The sequence below is a fragment of the Massilia sp. P2_C2 genome, from assembly GCF_056404615.1.
Map to the genome: position 1 here is coordinate 1 of NZ_JBFUDR010000093.1, position 20,657 is coordinate 20,657.

Consider the following 20,657-nt stretch of genomic DNA (forward strand, 5'->3'; position numbering starts at 1 on the left):
AGCCTGCACTTCGTGCCGACCGCGATCCTGTCGCGCCAGACGGCCGTGATCCGCGAGACGCCGGATCACGCCGCGCTGATCATGAACCTGCCGGGCCAGCCGAAATCGATCAGGGAAACGCTGGAAGGCCTGAAGGACGCGGACGGCAAGAGCATCGTCGGCGGCATCTTCGCGGCCGTCCCGTATTGCATCGACCTGATCGGCGGCCCGTACGCCGAGACCGACCCGGCCGTCTGCAAGGCCTTCCGTCCGAAATCGGCGCAACGAAACAAGGACACCGCATGAGCGACCTGCTCGAACACATCCAGATCGAGACCAACGACAACCCGGAAATCGCCATCATCTGGATGCACGGCCTGGGCGCGGACGGCAACGACTTCGTGCCGATGGTGCGCGAGCTGGATCTCACCGGCCTGCCCGGCATCCGCTTCATCTTCCCGCATGCGAAGACGATGCCCGTCACCATCAGCAACGGCTACGTGATGCGTGCCTGGTACGACATCACCGGCCTGGAAGCGGACCGGCGCGAGGACGAGAACGGCCTGCGCGCATCGCAGCAGGAGATCGAAGCCTTGATCGAACGCGAGAAGGGGCGCGGCATCCCCGCGTCGCGCATCCTGCTGGCGGGTTTCTCGCAGGGCTGCGCGATGGCCATCCAGACCGGCCTGCGCCATCCGGAAACGCTGGCCGGTCTGCTGTGCCTGTCCGGCTACGTGCCGCTGTCCGCCAAACTGGCGACGGAGCGCACCGAGGCCAGCAAGGCGACGCCGATCTTCATGGCGCACGGCCGCTACGACAACGTGGTGCCGTTCAATCGCGCCGAGGCGTCGCGCGACCTGCTCCAGTCACTCGGCTACCAGCTCGAGTGGCACGAATACGCCATGCAGCACACGCTGTGCCTGGAGGAAGTCCAGCACATCTCGGCGTGGCTGAAGAAAGTAATGGGCTGAACGATGGCAAAGAAAGAACGACTCGACGACGAGACGATGGCGCTGATCAACTGGTGCATCGACGTCGAAAACCACTTGGTCGCCGGCGGCGCCACCCGGGCGCAGGCGCTGGAACACATCGAGGAACAGGTCGAGTGGTTCACCGACCTGTTCTACGAAGGCTTGACGCCGGAACAGGCCGCGAAGGAAGCCCTGGCGTAAGCCGGCTTAGAGCCTATCCCAGTAGGGTGGGCACCCCTGTGCCCACCCTACCAATTCGTCTTGCTGTGCACCGGCGCGCAGCGCGGTGAATTGGCCGCCACCCATTCCGCGGCCGTCCTGAGCGACGCTTCCACCGTTTCCCCCTTCGGCGCCGGCTGCATGGCCGGGATGCCGCCGCGGAAAACCGGGCCGTCGCCGAGCGCATACCGCATTTGCGTCAGCAACAGCATGCCGCCGTCGGGCAGCGGGTGCATCTGGTTCACCGTCGACATGCCGTAGGATGTCTGCCCGAACGTCCGCACCCGCTCCTCTCCCATCAACGCGACGAGCAGCATTTCGCCCGCGCTCGCCGTCTTCGTACCGGCCAGCACGGCCAGCGGGCCCGTGGCAAAGGACGCGAACGGATTGGCGCGATCACCGACATGCTGGGCGGCCATCGCTGCAAGACTGGTACGGTCGACGAACGGGATCGCCTTGCCGTCGCGGTCCACCCAGCGCGCCTTGTTGGCGTTGCCGAACAGCGGATACATGGCAATGAACGGCGGCCATGCCATGCCGCCCGTCTGTTCGCTCAGGTCGACGACGAGCGCGCGGCGAAGCCCGGCACCACGATCGCGCCAAACGAGATCACCCCTGCGTCGGCCGGCACGTCCAGCACGATGCTGCGCTCCTGCCAGTCAGTATTGCCCTTGACCGGCTTGTCGTGGGTGTTGTAGAAGGCCAAGGTGTTGCCGTTCCCGGCATTGACGGACATCCACAGACCCGCCCAGTTGCTCACATCGCGTGTACGCAGACAAGCACGGAAACGCACGCGTTGGCCAAGGTAGCGCTGGGCCAGGATGGTCTGACCCAGCGACGCCCATGCCGTGGAGTCGCCGCTCGTGTTGCGCAGGAACTTGGCACCATGCCCCTCCGGAGACGCATCGACGCCGGCCGTGAATTTTTCGGGATTCTGGCCCATCATCGACCAGTTCGGCGGCAGCGGCGCGGGCGGCGCAGCCAGCGCCAGCACGGTGGCGGCGGCCGCCKCAGCGGCGAGAATGTAATGCGGTTTCATGGGCTTGTCTTCACGAGTGATCGGTGCCGTCAGTATGCCGCCCGAGCGGGCGGCGCGGCGGTGCCTGCGACGAACGGCCGCCGCGCCGCGACGAACGCGGCCCGGCGCCGACGGGCTAATCCGACAGCGGCGCCACGCTCGACGGCGGCGCCGCCGTGCGCGCCGTGTTCATCACCATCGCGAGAAACGTGTAGTAGCCGTTCACGCCCATCAGGTCGACGACGCCCTGCTCGCCGAACAGCGCCAGCGCGTCATTGTAGACGCGGTCGGAGACGCGCTTGTGACGGTGCAGCTCGACGCAGAAGTCATAGACCACCGCCTCGTCGACGAGCATGGCGGGCGGCCGCTCGCGCCGGGCGATGGCATCGATGACGTCCGGCGGGACGCCCACCTGCTGCGCGATCGGCGCATGGATCGCCCATTCGACCTGCTGGTCCCACTCGCGCGCCGTGACGAGGATCGCCAGCTCCGACAGCCGCACGCCGATCGCGCTGCGGTAGCGCAGATATTCGCCCAACCGCTGCGCATACCCCATCAGCTCGGGGCTGCGCAGCAGCGGCACGAACGGGCCGTACAACGCGCCGCGCGGGCCATTGATGATCTCCTGGGCGGCGGCGCGCTGGGCGTCGGTCCAGTCTTCGGGGGGAATCGGGCGGAGGCGGTCGGTCATGCGGAAAATATTCGCATGCCTTGAGGCAAAAATCAAAAGATTCCGGACGGTTCGCGCTTATTGTCAAAAGTCATTTATTCAGGAGCCCACATGAGCCATATCCTGCATCGCAGCCTGCGCCAGACGCCGCCCGTCGCGGTCGGCGGCGCGGGCGTCTACCTGTACGACAGCGACGGCCGCAGCTACCTCGATGCCAGCGGCGGCGCGGCCGTCTCCTCGCTCGGGCACGGCCATCCGGACGTGATCGCGGCCATGCACCGCCAGATCGACCGCTGCGCCTATGCCCATACCGCCTTCTTCACGACGGAGGTGGCGGAACAGCTGGCCGACCGGCTCGTCGCGAACGCGCCCGCCGGCATCCGGGGCGTGTACCTCGTGTCGGGCGGCTCGGAGGCGATGGAGACGGCGCTGAAGCTGGCGCGCCAGTACTACGTCGAAGGCGGCGAACACCAGCGCGCGCTGTTCATCGCACGGCGCCAGAGCTACCACGGGAACACGCTCGGCGCGCTGGCCGTCGGCGGCAATGAATGGCGCCGCCGGCCATTCGCCCCGCTGCTGATCGACGTCGAGCGGGTCTCGGCCTGCTACGAATACCGCGACCGGGCCGATGACCAGACCGTCGACCAATACACCGCGATGCTGCTGGACGAGCTGGAAGCGGCGATCCTGCAGGCCGGTCCGGAACGCGTGATCGCCTTTTGCGCCGAACCCGTCGTGGGCGCGACGGGCGGCGCGATCCCGCCCACGCCCGGCTATTTCAGCGGCGTGCGGGCGCTGTGCGACAAGTACGGCATCCTGTTCATCGCCGACGAAGTGATGTGCGGGATGGGCCGCACGGGCACGATGTACGCGATCGAGCAGGAGGGCGTGGCGCCGGACCTGATCGCCGTCGCCAAGGGGCTCGGCGCGGGCTACCAGCCGATCGGCGCGGTGCTCGTGAACGGCGCCATCGTCGAGCGCCTGCGCGCCGGCAGCGGCGTGTTCCTGCACGGGCATACCTATATCGGCCACCCGGTGGCGGCAGCCGCGGCCCTCGCCGTGCAGCAGGTGATCGAGCGCGACGACCTCCTGACGCAGGTGCGCCTGCGCGGCGCGCAGCTGCGCGCGATGCTGGACGAGGAATTCGAGGACCATCCGCACGTGGGCGACATCCGCGGCCGCGGGCTGTTCCTGGCGCTGGAACTGGTGCGCGACCGTGCGAACAAGACGCCGTTCGCGCCGGAGCTGAAGCTGCACGCGGCCATCAAGGCGCGCGCGATGGAGAACGGCCTGATGGTCTATCCGATGGGCGGCACGATCGACGGGCGCAATGGCGACCATGTGCTGCTGGCGCCGCCGTTCGTCGTCACGCAGGGGGATTTAAGCGAGATCGTCGGACGGCTGAAAGACTCGGTGCAAGCCGCGTTGAAGATGGTGCGGTAGGGTGGGCTCCCCGAGCCCACGCGGACATTTGCGTCACGCCAGCGTTCGCGTGGGCACGGGGTGCCCACCCTACGCGTTCATGCTTTAGGGTAGGCAAGCACTTCCTGCTGCTGCTCGCCCAGTCCCGCGATCCCGAGCCGCAGCTTGTCCCCTTTCTTGAGAAAGCGCTGCGGGCTGCGGCCGAGGCCCACGCCCGGCGGCGTGCCCGTGCTGATGATGTCGCCCGGCTCCAGCGTCATGAAGCGCGACAGGTAGCTGACGATTTGCGCCACCGTGAAGATCATCTTCGACGTATTCCCGGTCTGCACGCGCTTGCCGTTCAGTTCCAGGTACAGGTCGAGGTCCTGCACGTCGAAGATCTCGTCCTTCGTCACGAGGAACGGGCCGACGGGGCCGAACGTGTCGCAGCCTTTGCCCTTGGACCACTGCGAGCCGAGCTCGAACTGGTAGGCGCGTTCGGACACGTCGTTGACGACGCAATAGCCGGCCACGTATTTCAGCGCGTCCTTCTCGTCGACATACTGGGCGCGGGTGCCGATGATGACGCCCAGCTCGACTTCCCAGTCGGTCTTCTTCGAGCCTTTGGGCAGCTGGATCGGGTCGTCCGGACCGTTCAGGCAGGAGGTCGCCTTCATGAACATGATCGGTTCCTTCGGAATCGGCGCCCCGACCTCGGCCGCGTGGTCGGAGTAATTCATGCCGATCCCGATGAACTTGCCGACGCCCTTGACCGGCACGCCGAAGCGCGGGTTGCCGCGCACGACCGGCAGCGTCTTCCAGTCGACCTTGGCAAGCTTGCGCAGCGCCTTTTCCGACAGCACCGACGCGTCGATGTCCCCGACCACGCCGGACAGGTCGCGCAGGCGACCTTCCTCGTCGAACAGGCCCGGCTTTTCCTTACCGGGGCGACCGTAACGAACCAATCTCATATTCTTCCTTCTGGGTGAGCAAAACGATGCCGCATTTTACTTGACGGCGCCGAAGGAAGTCGTGGCAGTACCCGAGCAGGCCAGGCAGTTGCAGCGCCACCAGCACCCCGAACGCGACGCGGTAGGCCACGGCCGGGAAATGGCTGCCCGCGTCGGGACGCCACAGCCCGACGATCATCCCGAAGCCCGCCTGCACGACGAAGGCGCCGATGAAGATCAGGAGGTTCAGGCACGTGGCCGCCCGCCCCGTCAGCGTGCGCGGCAGGCTCTGGGCGATGATCACGTATTCGATGCCGGTGATGGTGCCCACGAGCGTAAACAGCACGGACAGCAGCTGCAGGCTGGGACGCCAGTTGCAGACGATGGCAAGCTGCACGAGCACGAACAGAAACACTCCGACGGCGGCCACGTCCAGCGCCTCGATGCCGCGCCGCCCCGCCCATTCCGTGATCATGCCGACGGCGATGGCGCCGAAGATCACCGAGGCCATGCCCATGTACAGCAGGTAGGCGACGGCGGCGTCCGGAAAGCGGGCCACGTCGGACAGCCAGCGGCCGATCCACAGGCCCTGGATGCCGAAGAAGATCGCATGCGGCACGAGCACCAGCGAGATGGTGTTGCGGAACGCGGGTGCACGGTACACGTCCAGTATGGAGCGCACGGTCGGCAGCGCGCCGCCGGGCGCCTTCGACCTGGGCGTGACGAGCCAGATCAGCAGGCCGCAGCACAAAATCAATGCCGCCAGCAGCAGGAACAGGCCGCGCCAGTCCGTGTGCTGCAGCAGCAGGCGCACGGGCATGGTGCCCGACGCCGCACCCAGGCCACCCACGGCGATCAGGTAGCCCTGCACGGACGGCAGGCGCTTGGGCGCGATCCACGTGGAGATCGCCTTCACGGCCGACATGAAGCAGCCGCCCACGCCGCAGCCGATGATGGCGCGCGCCACGACCAGCTGGCCGAACGAGCGCCCGGCCGCGAACAACAGCGCGCCCAGTGTCGCCAGCAGCAGCAGCGCCAGCTGCACCTTGCGCGGCCCATAGCGGTCGAGCGCGATCCCGACCGGCAGCTGGACGAGGGCGAACGCAAAGAAGAACGCGCTGGTCAGGAGGCCGAGCTGGCCCGGCGTCAGCGCGAGTGCGCCGACCAGGTGCGGTGCCAGCACGGCGTTCACGTTGCGCAGCAGCGAAGACAGATAATGCCCGAGCGCGAACGGCAGGAACACGTAGAAAAACACCGCCACGCCGGAGAGGCGCGCTTGATCCCGGCAATCCTGGTCGGTTTCCATGATGGCGTCCCTGGGGTCAGGCCGCGTCGGGCTGGGTATCACTGGCGCGCCGGTCGTGTGTTTGCACTTGTGCTTGCGCGGGCACGATCGGGATCACGCGTCCGGGCGCGCCGGCAACGACGTCGTGGTCGTCCTCCCCGCCCTCGAAGAAGAACTTCTTGCGCCCGAACGCGGGCTTCAGGTGATCGAGCCAGGTGGCGTCCGGATCGTATTTCGCGAAGAACGGCCGGCGTACCCAGTCCGGATTGCGCGCCTGCAGGAACTGCAGCGCGAACAGCTTTTCGCCGTTGATGGTCACCACGCCGTCGATCACGACCTTGCCGGGGAAGGCGCTCATCGACGGCCCGCGCACGGTGCGCGACAGGCCGGACACCATGCTGTACGCGGCCTGAAAGACCTCGTGCGCGCGCGCCAGCGGCAGGGCAAAGTAGTCGCGCGGCCCGGTGTCGCGCTCGACGAACATGTAATAGGGGATCGCCCCCAGGCGCACGCCCGTCGTCCACAGCTCGGCCCAGCTGTTCGGGTCTTCGTTGATGTGGCGGATCAGCGGCCCCTGCATGCGCAGGGTGGCCCCCGTGCCGACGATGCGCTTGACGGCCTGCTGGGCGATCGGCTGGCGCAATTCGGCGGCGTGGTTGTAATGTCCCATCAGCGCGAGGTTCTTGCCGGACTTGACCACCCGTTCGAACAGGCGCATCAGGTCGTCGCTGTCCTTGTCCGACACGTAGCGCTGCGGCCAGTACGCGACCGACTTGGTGCCGATGCGGATGTTCTGGATGTGCGCCAGTTGCGGCGCCAGCAGCGGCTCGATGAATTCGGCCAGCGAACGCGTATTCATGATCATCGGATCGCCGCCCGTGATCAGGACGTCCGTCACGTCCGGATGCGTGGCCAGGTAAGCCACCAGGTCGGTGCACTCGCGCGCATCGAACTTCATCTCTTCCATGCCGACGAACTGCGGCCAGCGGAAGCAGAACGTGCAATAGGCATGGCACGTCTGGCCCGCGCTGGGGAAGAACAGTACGGTTTCCTTGTACTTGTGCTGCAGCCCCTTGAGCGGCGCATCGTTCACGCGCGGCACGTTGTGCGTCATCTGGCCGGCCGGGTGCGGATTCATGCGCATGCGGATGTCGTGCACGAGCTTCGCGAGTGCGGCGTCGTCTTTCCTGACCAGCACCAGGTCGCGCAACTGTTCGTATTCGCGCGCCGGCAACATGTCGCGGTGCGGGAAGGTCAGCCGGTAAATCGGATCGTCGGGAATATTGCTCCAGTCGATCAACTGATCCATCACGTATTCGTTCGTACGGAACGGCAGCACATGGGAGACCACCTGGACCGCCTCCCGCAGGTCGGGGCTCATCCAATGCCACTGGCGGGCGTTCTGGATCGACTGGCGGGTATAGGGCTTGAACTTGGCGGGCGTTGCGTCGTGGCTCACGGGAGTTCTCCTGATGGGAAAGGTTGGCGATAAAAGGTGACGCAAGGAAATAATTGCCGTCAAGAACCGATAGTAGGCAGTCGACATCGCCACCGAGTTGCCGCGAGTCAAGTTTGGCCCTGCGAAAAATCAGTCTTGACGTTGCAAGCGCACGGCGGAGACCGCTTGCGTTTGCACAACAGCACGGATGAGGCGGCGGCGTAGAGTACGAAATGCAAATAGGCAACATTCAGACCTATCTTTTTTCTCCCGAAAGGACATCCTATGAAGCTGACCGCCACCGTAGTCGCAGCGTCCCTCCTGCTGTCCTGCACGAGCGCGCTGGCCTTTGACCCGACCGAAAAAGATGCGATCGCCATGGCCGAGCGCGGCGCCGCCATGGTCAAGGCCAAGGGCAAGGACGAAGTCATGAAACGCATCTCGGCCAAGGACCCGGAATTCGTCCAGGGTTCGCTGTACATCGACATGCGCGACGTCAAGACCGGCATCGTGCTGGCCCACCCCTACAACCCGTCGATCGTCGGCAAGGATTTGACGGACGTGCCCGATGCCAACGGCAAGAAATACCGCCGCGAGATCATCGAACTGGCCGCCGCCAAGGGCAAGGGCTGGGTCGACTACCAGTACAAGAATCCGACCACCGGCAAGATCGAGCCGAAGACGACGTACATCCTTCTCGTCGACGGCGTCGTGCTCGAAGCCGGGCTGTACAAGAAACAATAATTGCCTGCGGGCGGCATGCCCGTGATTGCGCGAAGGCGGGAGCGAAGCATGCTGAATAAACTACGTATCGGTCCCAAGCTGCTGCTGGCGCCCGGCTTCGCGCTGGTGCTCCTGTCGATGCTGTCCGGCGCCGCCTGGTACGGCATGGTGCGCCAGAACGCATCGCTGGAAAACATGGTGCAGGTCCGCGCCGCGCGGCTGAAAAACGTGGCCGACGTGGCGGGCGACGCGAAATACGTCCACGCCAACGCCTACCAGTTGCTGGCCTGGATCAACGGCAGCTTCGCCAGGAACCGCCTCGACGCCCTGATCGCCGACATCGGCAAGCGCCACGCCGCGGTACAGGCGCAATTGCAGCAACTGGTGCGCACGACGGACGGCGCGGAACGCAAACATGTGGAAGCGTCGCTGACGGCGCTGGCGGCCTACCGCAAGGCCGTGCAGGACACCATCGAGATGGCGCAGGTCGACCAGTCGATCGCCACCAACTCGATGCAGAAGGCGGAAAAGGAATTCAATGTGCTGAACGAGCAGCTGGCCCAGTTGGCCACGCTGGAAACGACGCTCAGCGAACAGGCGTATGCCGCGGCGCGCGCCGAATTCCACGGCCTGGGCACGGGCATGGCCGTGCTGGTCGTGCTGTCGATCGCCGTCTCGCTGGCGGTGACGATGTTCGTGCGCCGGGCCATGCTGCGCGACATCGGCGCCATTTCCGTCGTCGTGGGCGATCTGGCCGAGGGCCGCCTGTGCGCCAGCGCGCGCAACGACGGGCGCGACGAGATCGCCGACACGGCGCGCGCGCTCGACCAGACCATCTCCAACCTGAACCGGACCTTGCGCAGCGTGCTCGATGCCGTGCGCTCGATCGATACGTCGTCCAGGGAAATCGCCAGCGGCAACCTGGATTTGTCGAACCGCACGGAGTTGCAGGCCGGCTCGCTGCAACAGACGGCGAGCACGATGGAAACCCTGACCCAGGCCGTCAAGGACAATGCCGACAATGCCCGGCTGGCGACGGAACTCGCGGCCGAGGCGGCCCGGCTGGCGGCCGGCGGCGGGCAGGCCGTCGACCGCGCCGTGGCCACGATGGAATCGATCCGCGCCAGCTCGCGCAAGATCGTCGAGATCATCGGCGTCATCGACGGCATCTCGTTCCAGACCAACCTGCTGGCGCTGAACGCGGCCGTCGAAGCGGCGCGCGCCGGCGAACAGGGCCGCGGTTTCGCCGTCGTCGCCAGCGAGGTGCGCACGCTGGCCCAGCGCTCGGCCTCGGCCGCGAAGGAAATCAAGGCGCTGATCGCCGCTTCCGTGGCGATCATCGACAACGGTAGCGTCGCCGTGGGCGAGGCCGGCGCCAGCATGGGCAGCGTGGTCGCCTCCGTGCAGCAGGTGAACGACATCATCCACCGCATCAGCACCGCCAGCAGCGAACAGGCCGACGGCATCGCCGAAGTCAATCGCGCGGTCGGGCAGATGGACGACATGACGCAGCAGAACGCCGCCCTCGTCGAACAGGCCGCGGCGGCGGCGGCCAGCCTGCACGAGCAGACCGTGAACCTGGCGCGCGCCGTCGCGATCTTCCGCATCGAGGATGGGCAGGACGCGCCCGCGGCGGCGGAAGAGGATGCGCCCGTCGAGCGCCGCGCCCCGGACAGCCCGATGCGCGGCCGTCCCGCGCTCGCGCACCGGGCCGCCGATGCGGACACGCTCCCGCCGCGCCGCGCCGCCAACGGCTAGCGGAACGGCTTGCTGACCCAGCGCGAGCCGGCCAGGCCGAACCGCCAGGGTACGTCCACGGCCTTGGATATCCCGATGCGTGGCCCGGCCACGACCTCGATACCGCCTGGCGCCGGCACCAGTTCGAACGGCGCCGCGGCCAGGGAGTGGCCGTTCAGGTCGCGCGTCACGCCCAGCGCCTGGCACAGCTTGCCGGGCCCGGAACACAGCAGCCAATGGTCGCGCGTGCCGCGCCGCTCGCACATCGTGTCGATGTCCGTCACGGGTTCGAGCGCGCGGATCAGGACCCCGGCGCCATGCCCATCTTCCCGGCAAACGAAGTTGAGGCACCAGTGGATGCCGTAGGAGCGGTAGACATAGGCGTGGGCCGGCGGCCCGAACATGGCGAAGTTGCGGTCCGTCGGCCCGGAATAGCTGTGCGAGGCGGGATCTTCGCCGTCATAGGCTTCGGTCTCGACGATGCGGCCGCCGACGCCGTCGACGAGCACCGTCACGCCGATCAGCTGGCGCGCGACGAGATGCGAAGGAGCGAGAAAATCGATGCCGGCAAGGATGGATGAAGACATGTGGCAATTCTATATTGATAAGATTTGACAGGTCGCACTGACAGTTTTGCTACACGGAAGCAATACTTTGCTGCAACTTCAACGCCGCTGGTTTATAGTGACAAATTCAAATTTATTTCCATATGGCATCTGCCAGCACCGTTTTTCTCGCCTATTCATGAGTACAGCAGCTGCCCTGGCGCGTCCGAGCGCCGCCGCCGAGGATCCGGTCGACGCTCTCATCAAGTCGATCCGGATTCCGCCTCGTCCCAGCCTGCTTGCCGACCTGCAGCGGGAACTCGCGTCGGACGATCCCAGTCCGGCCGTGATCGGCCGCATCGTCGCCAATGACGTCGGGATGTCCGGCGCGCTGCTGAAACTGGCCAACTCGTCCATTTTCGGCGGCCGGCGCAAGGCCAAATCGATCGAGCAGGCCATCTTGTTCCTGGGCATTAACCAGGTCGCGTCCATGATGACGGGGCTGCTGGCGCGCCAGGCGATCCCGGCGAACGGCGCCGCGCTGGCCAGCTTCTGGGAAGTGTCGAGCCGGCGCGCCGAGGCGATGGTGTTCCTGTCGCGCCGCCTGCGCATCGGCGAACCGGACGTAGCGCACACCTTCGGCCTGTTCTGCGACACCGGCGTGCCGCTGCTGATGGACCGCTTCGCCGACTATGCCGCGACGTACCACGCCGCCGCACTGGAAGCGGAGCGCCCGTTCACGGCGCTCGAGGATGAACGGCACAGCACGAACCACACCGCGATCGGCACCCTGCTGGCGCGCAACTGGGGCCTGTCCGAGGACGTGGCCTGGTCCATCCTGCACCACCACGACTATGAGGTGCTGGACGACGCCAGCACGGCGCCGGCCGTCCGCTCGCTGGTGGCATTGTCGCTGCTGGCCGAATGCGCCATCCGCAAGTTCCGCGGCGACGCCGGATCGCTCGAATGGGACAAGGGCGGCGCGCGCGCGCTGGCCTATCTCGGCCTTTCGGACGAGGAAACGGCCGAGCTGCTGGACGAACTGCACGAAGCCTTCCACGACGACCAGTAACGCGTCTTTACTTCCGCCGCGGACGGGCAGATACTCCATTCACAAGACCGGCAGTCGATGAATGGCCGGCCGAGGAGGAGACATGAAACGCCTGGCGTCCCTGCTGCTCGTGGTGCCCCTGCTGCTGGCCGGCTGCGCCGGTACACCACAGCGTCCCGCCCCGCCTCCGCTGTTCGCCGACGCGTCGTTCAAGCCGCCGTCGGAGCCCGTCGGCGCGCAAAACCTGTTCACGCTGAGCCCCGCCATGAAGGCCTACGTGCACAGCCCCGCCTTCGAGGCGCGCCTGCGCAACAAGAGCCCGGAACGGGGCCTGATCGATGCGCTGTACAGCAAGACCGACCTGAAGCTCGAATACGATTCCAGCCGCACGCGCACGGCCGCCGAAACCTATGAGGCGCGCGCCGGCAACTGCCTGTCGCTCGTCATCATGACGGCCGCCTTCGCGCGCGAACTGGGCATGACGGTGCATTTCCGCAGCGTGATGGTGGATGAGACCTGGAGCCGCGACGGCAGCCTCTACCTCGTGGCCTCGCACGTCAACATCGCCCTCGGCCACCGCAAGCCCAGCGGCATGCTGTACGACGAGACGTCCGAGCACGAGCTGGTCGTCGACTTCCTGCCGCCGCCGGACGCGAGCCGCCTGCGCAGCCGCCAGCTGGAAGAAGAAGACATCGTCGCGCTCTACCTCAACAACCGCGCCGCCGAATCCCTCGTGCAGGGCAAGCTCGACGACGCCTACTGGTGGGCGCGCGCGGCAGTGGCGACCAATCCTCCCAACGCGGTCGTGTACAACACGCTGGCCGTGATCTACCAGCGCCACGGCGACCTCGTCATGGCCGAACGGGCGTTCCGCACCGCTCTCGAACGGGAGCCGGAAAGCGTGGTCGTGATGCGCAACCTGGGCCCCCTGCTGGCGCAGACAGGCCGCACGGCCGAAGCGGCCGAGTTGGCGCGGCGCGTGGCCAGCATCGAACCGGTGCCGCCATTCCAGTATTTCGACAAGGGCATGGAGGCGCTCAAAGCCGGCGACTACGCGACGGCGCGCAAGCTGTTCGAACGCGAGGTCAAGCGCGCGCCCTATTACGACGAATTCCATTTCTGGCTGGCGGTCACCCTGCTGCAGCTGGGCGAGGCAGCGGCTGCGCGCGAACAGCTCGCACTGGCGATCGACACGAGCACGAAGTCCGACAATCGCCAGCTGTATTCGGCCAAGCTGGCGCACCTGAAGCGGCAGAGCGCGAACAGCGTGCGGCTGTACTGAGAAAATAAAACGGCCGCGCCATCGTCTCCGAATGACACGATGGCGCGGCCGTCTTGTTGGCTACTGCTTATCGATCAGCGGCGGCGCTGGCGCGCGGCCGACGGTGCCGGTGTGCCGCGCGTTTCGAGATGGCGGAACACGATGCGGCCCTTGTTCAGGTCGTACGGCGACATCTCCAGCGTGACGCGGTCGCCCGCGATGACCGATACGGGAACGTTGCCACAGTTCCGGTGGCAAGAGAACTACCTCCGGGATACAATGCACATAACTACCCCACATTCCTCATGCGCATCAGATCAGTCATGAAACTTGCACATTCAGCCATGCCAGAAAAAATTGCCGGTAAGAAGGCAACCAACATCAGCCTTGCCATGGACGTGTATCTGGATGCCAAAAATTTTGGCATCAATATTTCTCAGCTTTGCGAACAAGCACTGCGCGAAGAAATACAGAGGCGTAAAGAGCAGCAGTGGAACGAGCAACATGCCAGCTTCATTGCCGCCTATAACGGTCTGGTCGAGACCGAAGGCGTGGCATTACAGGAATGGCGTGCCTTCTGATGGCACGGTTCGATATCTACGAGAATCCGGGCAGGAACAAGGCAAACATTCCGTATCTGGTCGAGGTGCAGAGTAACGTGATCAGCGGGCTGGCGACGAGGATCGTCATACCGCTGCGTCATCTGGCCGGCTTTTCGAAATTGACTCTCCCACCGGACCTGTTTCCGCTCATCGTCATCGACGGCCAGGATTATTTCCTCGATACGCCACAGCTGGGTGCAATACCGTCGAATGAGCTCAARGTCAGAATCGGGTCCGCCCAGGACTACCGGTTCGAGATCCAGGCCGCGCTGGACAGGGTGTTTGGCTCGTACTGACTGTCTGCCACACGCATGCCGTTCAGCGACGGCCGCGGAACCCGGTCCTGGCGGGCGCGCCGCGTTTTTCGATATGGCGGAACGTGATGCGGCCCTTGGAGAGATCGTAGGGCGACAATTCCAGGCTGACCTGGTCGCCGGCGAGGATGCGGATATGATTCTTGCGCATTTTGCCGGACGTGTAAGCGATCAGCTTGTGGCCGTTGTCGCAATCGACACGGAAGCGCGAATCAGGCAAGACTTCCGCGACGACGCCATTCATTTCAATCAATTCTTCTTTTGCCATCTGGAACTCCGGTAAGTGGGCAGGMAAAGGATTTGCCCGCGAAAGTCGGCCAGGATCCGGGCATCGGAACGGCCGCTGGAAAAACGGTAAAGATCGCCGCGCATCCGCTCGTGCGCGTGTGGGGACGGGGGAGTACAGTCCGGGATTCGAAAAAAAAGCCCGCTGCTGCGGGCTTCGTTTCAATGTGACGCCAAAGTTCCAATCGTCGCACCAGCCCTTGCTATCCGCAAGGTGCCGGGCCATGGGCGCCCACGCTATCTGCATGGTGCTTCCATCGTGTGAACCGATCGTCATTGTGGAATGACATCTCCAGCCGGCCTGTTCGCAGGCGGCCATCGCACGTGGCGCCACGTTCCGGGTGGAGAACGGCAGGATCAGAAACCTTGCCGACCAACAGAGTATAGCACGGTATGGCGTTACCCTGCCGGGCCTGTGCGGCGACATGCTCAGTAGCGTCCAGAATATTGGCTTGTTGACATGATCATTAATCATCCGCAGACTTGTGCGCATGCTCTTGCAGTAACGCCCTGAATTCGACAGGCGCATCCGATCGGAGAGATGTCATGAAATACGCTCATGGCGGCAACGTCGTGCTCGGCAAAGTGAGGTGGTCACCCGTCAAGTCCCTGTGGTGGACGGGCATGGTATGCATCAGCCTCATTGGCGGATGGGTAACGTTCAGCTGGACAGCACTTGCCCTGTTTCTGCTGGCAACCGCCTCGGTATTATTGTTCGGCCATTCCCTCGGCAGCCACCGCAAACTCATCCACGACAGCTTCGGCTGCCCCAAATGGCTGGAATACGCGTTGGTCTATGCGGGCGTGCAAGTCGGCCTGGCGGGACCGCTGGGCCTGCTCGCCCAGCACAACCTGCGCGATTACGCCCAACGCCAGCCCGATTGCCACGATTTCCTCCGGCACGGCAAGTCGTTCTGGCAAGACGGCTGGTGGCAACTGCATTGCGATCTCGCGCTCGATGATCCCCCTATCCTGCCGATGCCACGATCCATCTCCCAGGATGCGTTCTACCGCTTCCTCGAGCGGACCTGGATGCTGCAGCAGATTCCGCCGGCACTGGCGTTGTATGCACTCGGCGGCTGGGCTTTCGTCATCTGGGGCGGTTGCGCGCGCATCGCGGCGGGCGTGACGGGCCACTGGCTGATCGGTTATTTTGCCCACAACCACGGTGGCATGCACCAGGTCGTCGACGGCGCCGCCGTCGTCCAGGGGCATAACGTCAGATTCGCATCGCTGCTGACCATGGGCGAATCGTGGCACAACAATCACCATGCCTGGCCGGGCTCGGCAAAGCTGGGGCTGTATCCCGGCGAGTGGGACCCAGGCTGGTGGGTGCTGGTATTGCTCGAACGGGCTGGATGGGTATGGCGCCTCAGGTTGCCCGCCGACTGCCCACTCCGGCCGGAACTGCGCAGCCACGACGGCAGACGGCCAATTGTCCCGACCGGCCCGCGCACATCGATGGTCACGACGCTGCGGTCCGTCGTGGCGACGAGCGCACGACTGCTGGCGCGGCGGAGGTACGCCGTGCTGCGGGGACCGTGCATCGCGTTGTCGGAACAATGGTTGCGGCGCCTGGCCAGTGCACCTGTCAGTGTCGTGCGCACGCAGGACCAGGCGCGGTTGGTCCTGCACTACGGTGAAGACAGCGTGCGCGGCTTGCCCGCCCTGCTGATCGCCATCGGCTCGCGCAACGTCTGGACGGCTATCGGCGCGATCGTACTGCTCCCCCTGGCCACGATGTGCGAATTGGTACGTGGCCAGTTCCAGGCATGAGAATCCGGCTTTTGTATGGATAGGAAGAAGTTCCGATGAGCGACTACGACGTCGACGAAGAGTGGGCCCGGGAGATTGCGGAAGAGGAAGCCGATCGGCAGCGGAAGGCTGAACCTGCTCCCTCGATAAGCAAGGATGAATTTCTCGCCTGGCGCTCGCCGCACCAAGTCAGTACGCAATCCGTCAAACTTGATAACCCGCTTTGGCATTGGCTGGTACGCACCCGTTGGAGCGCCTATAGCGCCAATGAAATCTTTGCGGGGCCGTCGTCCTGCTACGCGGGACCCATGTGGTGCTTTGACCGATTCGGCAAGAGCGAAACCCCGTTACCGGACGGGCGGGTCGTACACATCGGCGGCGAGCACGAAGACGCCTACGATCCGGACTTCTTCATCTATAACGATGTGATCGTGACCGCCCCCGACGGAGGCATTGCCATCTACGGCTACCCGGCCGACGTCTTTCCGCCTACGGACTTCCATAGCGCGACGCTTGCGGGCGGGTCCATTTTCATCATCGGTTGCCTGGGCAATCCCCTTCAGCGCGTACTCCACACGACGCCTGTCTACAAGCTCGCGCTCGATTCGATGTCGATCAGCCAGGTAGAAACGAGCGGCGAGTCACCAGGCTGGATTCACAATCACTGCACCAGGCTATCCGACAATGGTCAGTGCATTATCGTCAGCGCTGGCGAGCGGTGGCTTGGCGATGACCGGCCCATGATCGAAAGCACCGACTCATGGTCGTTGAGCACACTCACCGGAGAATGGCAACGCCTGACCCGACGACGTTGGCAACATTGGACGATCAGGCGGATCGATCGCAAACCCAGCCGGTTATGGGACGTGCGTCAACTTCTGTGGCACAGGAATCATCCCCATTTAGGACTAGAGAGCTATTGGAGGTATGACGATGAACCGGACTTTTCGGCCCTCGCAATGCTATACCGCCTGGACGAGACGGTCCCCGTGCCTGGTGAAGGACCGGACTACAACGTCTTTTCCACCATTGTCGACGGACTGACCGTTCGCTTCAGGGAGGCTCGCGGCTGGGTCGAAGTGATCGTTGAAGGCCGCTTGTCCGAAGAGCGTTTGAGACAGTTGCAACACCACGCGCTTGTGCTCATCGAACGGCTTGAGGCAAGCGCGTGCGAGCTCGAAGAAATGAGGGATGACTGATTACTGTATTTACTCAAGAGAAGACTATGCGACTGCTACTGCCCCTCCTGCTCGCTGCCGTTTCCCAAGGCGCCAGCGCAAACCCGTCCAACGTTACCCTGCACTCGGTGTTTACCGGGCCCGACAACTGCCTCGATATCGTCAACGCGGGCAACCATGATCAGTTGCGCGTGACCCGCTGCGGTCCCTACTCGGGCCAGATGTGGGAGATTGTGCCGGACGCCGCGAACGGCTTCGTGCGCCTGCGGACGCTCTTTACCGGCGCGGCCATGTGCCTGGACGTGGTCAACGGCGACAACATGAACCAGGTGCACATGGCGCCCTGCGCCAACGTGACGGGCCAGCAGTGGCACATGGATCGGACAGACCCCGGCCTGGGCGGGCGTTTGTGGAACCAGCTCACGGGCCAGGGCAATTGCCTGGACATCGTCGACGATCGCAGCGGACGCGTACAGCTTATGTCATGCGGCAATTATTCGAGCCAGTACTGGATCAAGCGTGATGGTCCGCGTGGTTGAGCGCAGCGCCGGGACATGGTTCAACGTACCGGTTTAATCACCCAACAGACGCTTCCAGCTTGCCAGCTTTTGCTCGAACGTCATCGCCATATGCGCCGGCGACGACGACGGCAGCACCACGGTCCGATACCCCTGCGCCGCGAACTGCGGCGCGAATTTTCCGGATGTCTGGCCATTGAATCCCACCGTCTTCAGCTCGGGACACAACCGGTGCAACCGCTCGAAATCATTCGCGGCCGGCTTGCGGATCGCCGAATCGAGACTGCCTTCCCGTTCGCACGCGGCCAGCACGTCCCACAGCCCGAAGCGGTGCGCGAGGAGGCGCGGCAGGCGGTCGGCATACGGCAGCGAATAGAAGTCTTCGCCGATCAGGGCGCCCACGAGCTTCCAGAACTGGTTGCGCGGATGGGCGTAGTACTGCTGGGCCGCGAGCGATACGGCACCCGGGAAGCTGCCCAGGATGAGGATGCGCGTATTCGGGGCGATGACGGGGGCGAGGCCGGTGAGTTGGGAAGAATCGGATGATGTCGGCATGCGGCGATTCTAGCCCGCGCGCGAAAAAAGCGGCGATACGCTCGCACGTATCGCCGCAAAGGGCATTACCGGAATCACAGTAGTGCCAGGGACAGTCTTTCCGTGTCAGTTGCGCGCCTGGGCCGTATCGTCCAGCTTCGCCACGGCGGGCGCCGCATCCCAGCCGCCACCCAGCGCGCGGATCAGTGCCACGGTGGTGATCGCCCGGTCGCCACGCAACTGCACGGCGTTGCGCTCGACGTTCGCCAGGTTGCGCTGCGCGTCCAGCAGTTCCAGGTAGCTGCCGCGGCCGGCGTCGTACAGCTTGCGCGCCAGGTCGGCCGAGCGGCGGGCGGAGATCACCGCCGCCTCGATCTCGGCGCTCTGCCCCGCCAGGATGCGCAGGCCGGCCAGATTGTCCTCGACTTCGGCGAACGCGGTCAGGACGCTCTGGCGGTAGGAGCCGACGGCTTCTTCCAGCGCGGCCTCGCTGCGTACGACGTTGTTGCGGTTGCGGCCGCCGTCGATCAGCGGCATCGACAGCGCGGCGCCCAGCAGCCACGAACGGCTGCTCCATTTGAAGACTTCGGCGAAGCTGGTGCCGACGCCGCCCGCACCCGCCGCCAGATTCAGCGCCGGGAACATCGCCGAGCGCGCGACGCCGATGCGGGCGTTGGCCGCTTCCATCGAGCGCTGGGCGCTGGCGATGTCGGGACGGCGCTCCAGCAAGGTCGACGGCAGGCCGGCCGGGATCAGCGGCAGCGCGGCGGCGTCACTCAGCGGACGCGAAGGCGCGGCGAAGTTCGACGCCGGCTTGCCCAGCAGGACAGCCAGTGCATGTTCCGTCGTGGCGCGCTGGCGCTGCAGGCCGATGGCCTCCGAACGCGCCGTCGCCAGTTCCGTCTTCGCCCGCGACAAATCGAATTCGCCGATGTCGCCCGCGTCGAAGCGGCGGTTCGTCACGCGCACGCTCTCCTCGCGCAGCTGCACGGTGTGCCCGACCGTTGCGATCTCGGCGTCCAGCGCGCGCAGGCGGAAGTAGGTCTGCGCCACGTCGGCCTGCAGCGACAGTAGCACGGAGCGGTACGTCGCTTCCACCGCGCCGGCATCGCCGCGCGCCGCAGCCACGTTCGACGACACTCGCCCGAACAGATCGACCTCGTAGCTGGCCGACAGGCGCGCCGAGTACGTGTTCGCCGGCGCGACCGGCGTCCCCCGCGGCAGCGCTGCTTCCAGCGGCGACGGGCGGGCGCGCTGGGCGCCGACATCGACGCCGACCTGCGGAATGCGGTCGGCTTCCGCGATGCCCGCGATGGCACGGGCCTGCTTCACGCGGGCGGCGGCCACCGTCAGGCTCTGGTTGTTCGCCGTCGCATCCGCGATCAGGGCATTCAGCGCTTCGTCGTGGAACGCGCGCCACCATTCGCCGCGCGGCTGGGCTTCGGCCGCGCGGCCGACCGTCCACGTCGTGCCGTCGGCGGCGCTGCGCACGTCATTGATGGCGGCGGCCGGCGCGCTCTGGGACTCTTTGAWAGCGGCCGGCGTGGCGACCGCCGGCTGCTTGAATTCCGGGGCGGCGCAGGCCGTGAGCAGCAGCGCTGCCATCAACGGCGCCACACCCCTTGCAATCATCGTTTTCATCAGATTTGCTCCGAGAAACCCCGTCCTTCAGGGCGGGGAGTGAAAGGAGCCGACTGCGCAGCAGTCGTTGCCTTTCGACTGAAAAAATAAATTGAACGATCTTGTGTAATCACGATCAAACTTTCAAGTGCTGTCACTATGCCGTTAGGCGGGGTGGCACGATCAAGGTCAAAACATCGTTTGTTCCGGTTCCGGGTCGCTGCTTTTTTGCGAGGCTGAAAGGTATCCCCTGAACTGAATAAGGGACGTGGCATTAGCCTCGTCCCCCTCTCGGACATGAGAGGCCAGTAGTGGGAATCCCCTTCCTTCAGGGAGTGGGAGGATGTCAAATCAGTTACCTTTCAGTGCCGGCGCGTGGTCGCCGCCGACGGCATTCGGTGCCGTGCCGTGGGCGGAGGCATGCTTCGGCTTCTCGAAACGCTTGGCCAGCGTGCGCAGCAGGACGTAGAACACCGGCGTCAGGAACAGGCCGAAGAACGTCACGCCCAGCATGCCGGCGAACACGGCGACACCCATCGCGTGGCGCATCTCGGCGCCGGCGCCGTGCGACAGCACCAGCGGCACCACGCCCATGATGAACGC

Annotated in this window: 24 protein-coding genes and 1 pseudogene; 13 read left to right on the forward strand and 12 right to left on the reverse strand. The window is 65.2% G+C overall.

What is annotated here, in order from left to right:
• From AC1DYX_RS13215 to AC1DYX_RS13225, 3 genes are all read left to right on the forward strand, one after another.
• Window positions 1–285, forward strand: a 285-nt coding sequence (locus tag AC1DYX_RS13215) for a molybdopterin-binding domain-containing protein (protein WP_477259408.1), incomplete at its 5' end; no start/stop codon positions are given.
• Window positions 282–950 carry an alpha/beta hydrolase gene (locus tag AC1DYX_RS13220; RefSeq protein WP_477259410.1) on the forward strand — a complete coding sequence of 223 codons (669 nt, stop codon included), beginning with the start codon at window positions 282–284 and terminating at the stop codon, window positions 948–950. The genes AC1DYX_RS13215 and AC1DYX_RS13220, both read left to right, overlap by 4 nt.
• A gap of 3 nt (window positions 951–953) precedes the next feature.
• Window positions 954–1,151, forward strand: a complete 198-nt coding sequence (locus AC1DYX_RS13225) for a hypothetical protein (RefSeq protein WP_477259412.1) — start codon at window positions 954–956, stop codon at window positions 1,149–1,151.
• Window positions 1,152–1,198: 47 nt separating this feature from the next.
• On the opposite strand, the gene AC1DYX_RS13230 is transcribed toward AC1DYX_RS13225, so the two are convergent.
• From AC1DYX_RS13230 to AC1DYX_RS13240, 3 genes are all read right to left on the reverse strand, one after another.
• Window positions 1,199–1,705 carry a S41 family peptidase gene (locus tag AC1DYX_RS13230; RefSeq protein ID WP_477259414.1) on the reverse strand — a complete coding sequence of 169 codons (507 nt, stop codon included), beginning with the start codon at window positions 1,703–1,705 and terminating at the stop codon, window positions 1,199–1,201.
• Window positions 1,706–1,722: 17 nt separating this feature from the next.
• Window positions 1,723–2,208: a transcriptional regulator gene (locus AC1DYX_RS13235; protein WP_477259416.1), complete on the reverse strand. Its 486-nt coding sequence runs from the start codon at window positions 2,206–2,208 to the stop codon at window positions 1,723–1,725.
• A 115-nt stretch (window positions 2,209–2,323) separates the two neighbouring features.
• The gene (locus tag AC1DYX_RS13240) at window positions 2,324–2,878 is read right to left on the reverse strand and encodes a carboxymuconolactone decarboxylase family protein (protein WP_477259418.1); all 555 of its coding nucleotides are present in this window, start codon (window positions 2,876–2,878) and stop codon (window positions 2,324–2,326) included.
• A gap of 90 nt (window positions 2,879–2,968) precedes the next feature.
• Here AC1DYX_RS13240 and AC1DYX_RS13245 point away from each other — a divergent pair, with 90 nt between their 5' ends.
• Window positions 2,969–4,300 carry an aspartate aminotransferase family protein gene (locus tag AC1DYX_RS13245; protein ID WP_477259420.1) on the forward strand — a complete coding sequence of 444 codons (1,332 nt, stop codon included), beginning with the start codon at window positions 2,969–2,971 and terminating at the stop codon, window positions 4,298–4,300.
• A gap of 77 nt (window positions 4,301–4,377) precedes the next feature.
• Here the strand turns inward: AC1DYX_RS13245 and AC1DYX_RS13250 are convergent, their stop codons facing one another.
• Genes AC1DYX_RS13250 through AC1DYX_RS13260 form a run of 3 tightly spaced genes read right to left on the reverse strand, consistent with a single transcriptional unit; the run spans window position 4,378 to window position 7,952 of the window.
• Window positions 4,378–5,229, reverse strand: coding sequence for a fumarylacetoacetate hydrolase family protein (locus AC1DYX_RS13250; protein ID WP_477259422.1), 852 nt, complete (start codon window positions 5,227–5,229; stop codon window positions 4,378–4,380).
• Window positions 5,198–6,514 (reverse strand): MFS transporter, encoded by a 1,317-nt coding sequence (locus AC1DYX_RS13255; protein ID WP_477259424.1) that lies wholly within the window; start codon window positions 6,512–6,514, stop codon window positions 5,198–5,200. Before AC1DYX_RS13255 ends, AC1DYX_RS13250 begins: the two co-directional genes overlap by 32 nt.
• Before the next feature lie 16 nt (window positions 6,515–6,530).
• Window positions 6,531–7,952 (reverse strand): KamA family radical SAM protein, encoded by a 1,422-nt coding sequence (locus AC1DYX_RS13260; RefSeq protein ID WP_477259426.1) that lies wholly within the window; start codon window positions 7,950–7,952, stop codon window positions 6,531–6,533.
• A gap of 264 nt (window positions 7,953–8,216) precedes the next feature.
• On the opposite strand from AC1DYX_RS13260, the gene AC1DYX_RS13265 reads away from it, so the two are divergent.
• Together AC1DYX_RS13265 and AC1DYX_RS13270 are read left to right on the forward strand one after the other, a co-directional pair.
• Window positions 8,217–8,675 (forward strand): cache domain-containing protein, encoded by a 459-nt coding sequence (locus AC1DYX_RS13265; RefSeq protein WP_477259428.1) that lies wholly within the window; start codon window positions 8,217–8,219, stop codon window positions 8,673–8,675.
• Window positions 8,676–8,723: 48 nt separating this feature from the next.
• Complete coding sequence (locus AC1DYX_RS13270) at window positions 8,724–10,412, forward strand: methyl-accepting chemotaxis protein (protein ID WP_477259430.1); 1,689 nt, start codon at window positions 8,724–8,726, stop codon at window positions 10,410–10,412.
• Here the strand turns inward: AC1DYX_RS13270 and AC1DYX_RS13275 are convergent.
• Window positions 10,409–10,978 carry a DNA-3-methyladenine glycosylase gene (locus AC1DYX_RS13275; RefSeq protein ID WP_477259432.1) on the reverse strand — a complete coding sequence of 190 codons (570 nt, stop codon included), beginning with the start codon at window positions 10,976–10,978 and terminating at the stop codon, window positions 10,409–10,411. The two genes, AC1DYX_RS13270 and AC1DYX_RS13275, sit on opposite strands and share 4 nt — an antisense overlap.
• A 157-nt stretch (window positions 10,979–11,135) precedes the next feature.
• Between AC1DYX_RS13275 and AC1DYX_RS13280 the strand changes: the two genes are divergently transcribed.
• Complete coding sequence (locus AC1DYX_RS13280) at window positions 11,136–12,008, forward strand: HDOD domain-containing protein (protein ID WP_477259434.1); 873 nt, start codon at window positions 11,136–11,138, stop codon at window positions 12,006–12,008.
• A gap of 82 nt (window positions 12,009–12,090) precedes the next feature.
• Complete coding sequence (locus AC1DYX_RS13285; protein ID WP_477259436.1) at window positions 12,091–13,269, forward strand: tetratricopeptide repeat protein; 1,179 nt, start codon at window positions 12,091–12,093, stop codon at window positions 13,267–13,269.
• A gap of 74 nt (window positions 13,270–13,343) precedes the next feature.
• On the opposite strand, the pseudogene AC1DYX_RS13290 reads toward AC1DYX_RS13285, so the two are convergent.
• Window positions 13,344–13,478: pseudogene (locus AC1DYX_RS13290) on the reverse strand (translation initiation factor IF-1); the annotation flags it as partial.
• 93 nt (window positions 13,479–13,571) lie between these two features.
• Here AC1DYX_RS13290 and AC1DYX_RS13295 point away from each other — a divergent pair.
• The gene (locus tag AC1DYX_RS13295; RefSeq protein ID WP_477259438.1) at window positions 13,572–13,829 is read left to right on the forward strand and encodes a type II toxin-antitoxin system CcdA family antitoxin; all 258 of its coding nucleotides are present in this window, start codon (window positions 13,572–13,574) and stop codon (window positions 13,827–13,829) included.
• Window positions 13,829–14,146, forward strand: coding sequence for a CcdB family protein (locus AC1DYX_RS13300; RefSeq protein WP_477259440.1), 318 nt, complete (start codon window positions 13,829–13,831; stop codon window positions 14,144–14,146). The genes AC1DYX_RS13295 and AC1DYX_RS13300 overlap by 1 nt, the downstream gene beginning before the upstream one ends.
• 22 nt (window positions 14,147–14,168) lie before the next feature.
• Here the strand turns inward: AC1DYX_RS13300 and infA are convergent, their stop codons facing one another.
• Window positions 14,169–14,432 (reverse strand): translation initiation factor IF-1, encoded by a 264-nt coding sequence (infA, locus tag AC1DYX_RS13305; RefSeq protein ID WP_477259455.1) that lies wholly within the window; start codon window positions 14,430–14,432, stop codon window positions 14,169–14,171.
• 563 nt (window positions 14,433–14,995) lie between these two features.
• On the opposite strand from infA, the gene AC1DYX_RS13310 reads away from it, so the two are divergent.
• Genes AC1DYX_RS13310 through AC1DYX_RS13320 form a run of 3 tightly spaced genes read left to right on the forward strand, consistent with a single transcriptional unit; the run spans window position 14,996 to window position 17,921 of the window.
• Window positions 14,996–16,225: an acyl-CoA desaturase gene (locus tag AC1DYX_RS13310; protein ID WP_477259442.1), complete on the forward strand. Its 1,230-nt coding sequence runs from the start codon at window positions 14,996–14,998 to the stop codon at window positions 16,223–16,225.
• A 35-nt stretch (window positions 16,226–16,260) separates the two neighbouring features.
• On the forward strand, window positions 16,261–17,403 hold the full coding sequence (locus AC1DYX_RS13315; protein ID WP_477259444.1) for a hypothetical protein: 1,143 nt from the start codon (window positions 16,261–16,263) through the stop codon (window positions 17,401–17,403).
• A 26-nt stretch (window positions 17,404–17,429) separates the two neighbouring features.
• Window positions 17,430–17,921 (forward strand): RICIN domain-containing protein, encoded by a 492-nt coding sequence (locus AC1DYX_RS13320; protein ID WP_477259446.1) that lies wholly within the window; start codon window positions 17,430–17,432, stop codon window positions 17,919–17,921.
• Window positions 17,922–17,954: 33 nt separating this feature from the next.
• On the opposite strand, the gene AC1DYX_RS13325 is transcribed toward AC1DYX_RS13320, so the two are convergent.
• From AC1DYX_RS13325 to AC1DYX_RS13335, 3 genes are all read right to left on the reverse strand, one after another.
• Window positions 17,955–18,455 carry a DNA-deoxyinosine glycosylase gene (locus AC1DYX_RS13325; RefSeq protein WP_477259449.1) on the reverse strand — a complete coding sequence of 167 codons (501 nt, stop codon included), beginning with the start codon at window positions 18,453–18,455 and terminating at the stop codon, window positions 17,955–17,957.
• A gap of 105 nt (window positions 18,456–18,560) precedes the next feature.
• Window positions 18,561–20,075 carry an efflux transporter outer membrane subunit gene (locus tag AC1DYX_RS13330; RefSeq protein WP_477259451.1) on the reverse strand — a complete coding sequence of 505 codons (1,515 nt, stop codon included), beginning with the start codon at window positions 20,073–20,075 and terminating at the stop codon, window positions 18,561–18,563.
• A gap of 330 nt (window positions 20,076–20,405) precedes the next feature.
• On the reverse strand, window positions 20,406–20,657 hold a 252-nt coding region (locus AC1DYX_RS13335; RefSeq protein ID WP_477259453.1), incomplete at its 5' end, for an efflux RND transporter permease subunit.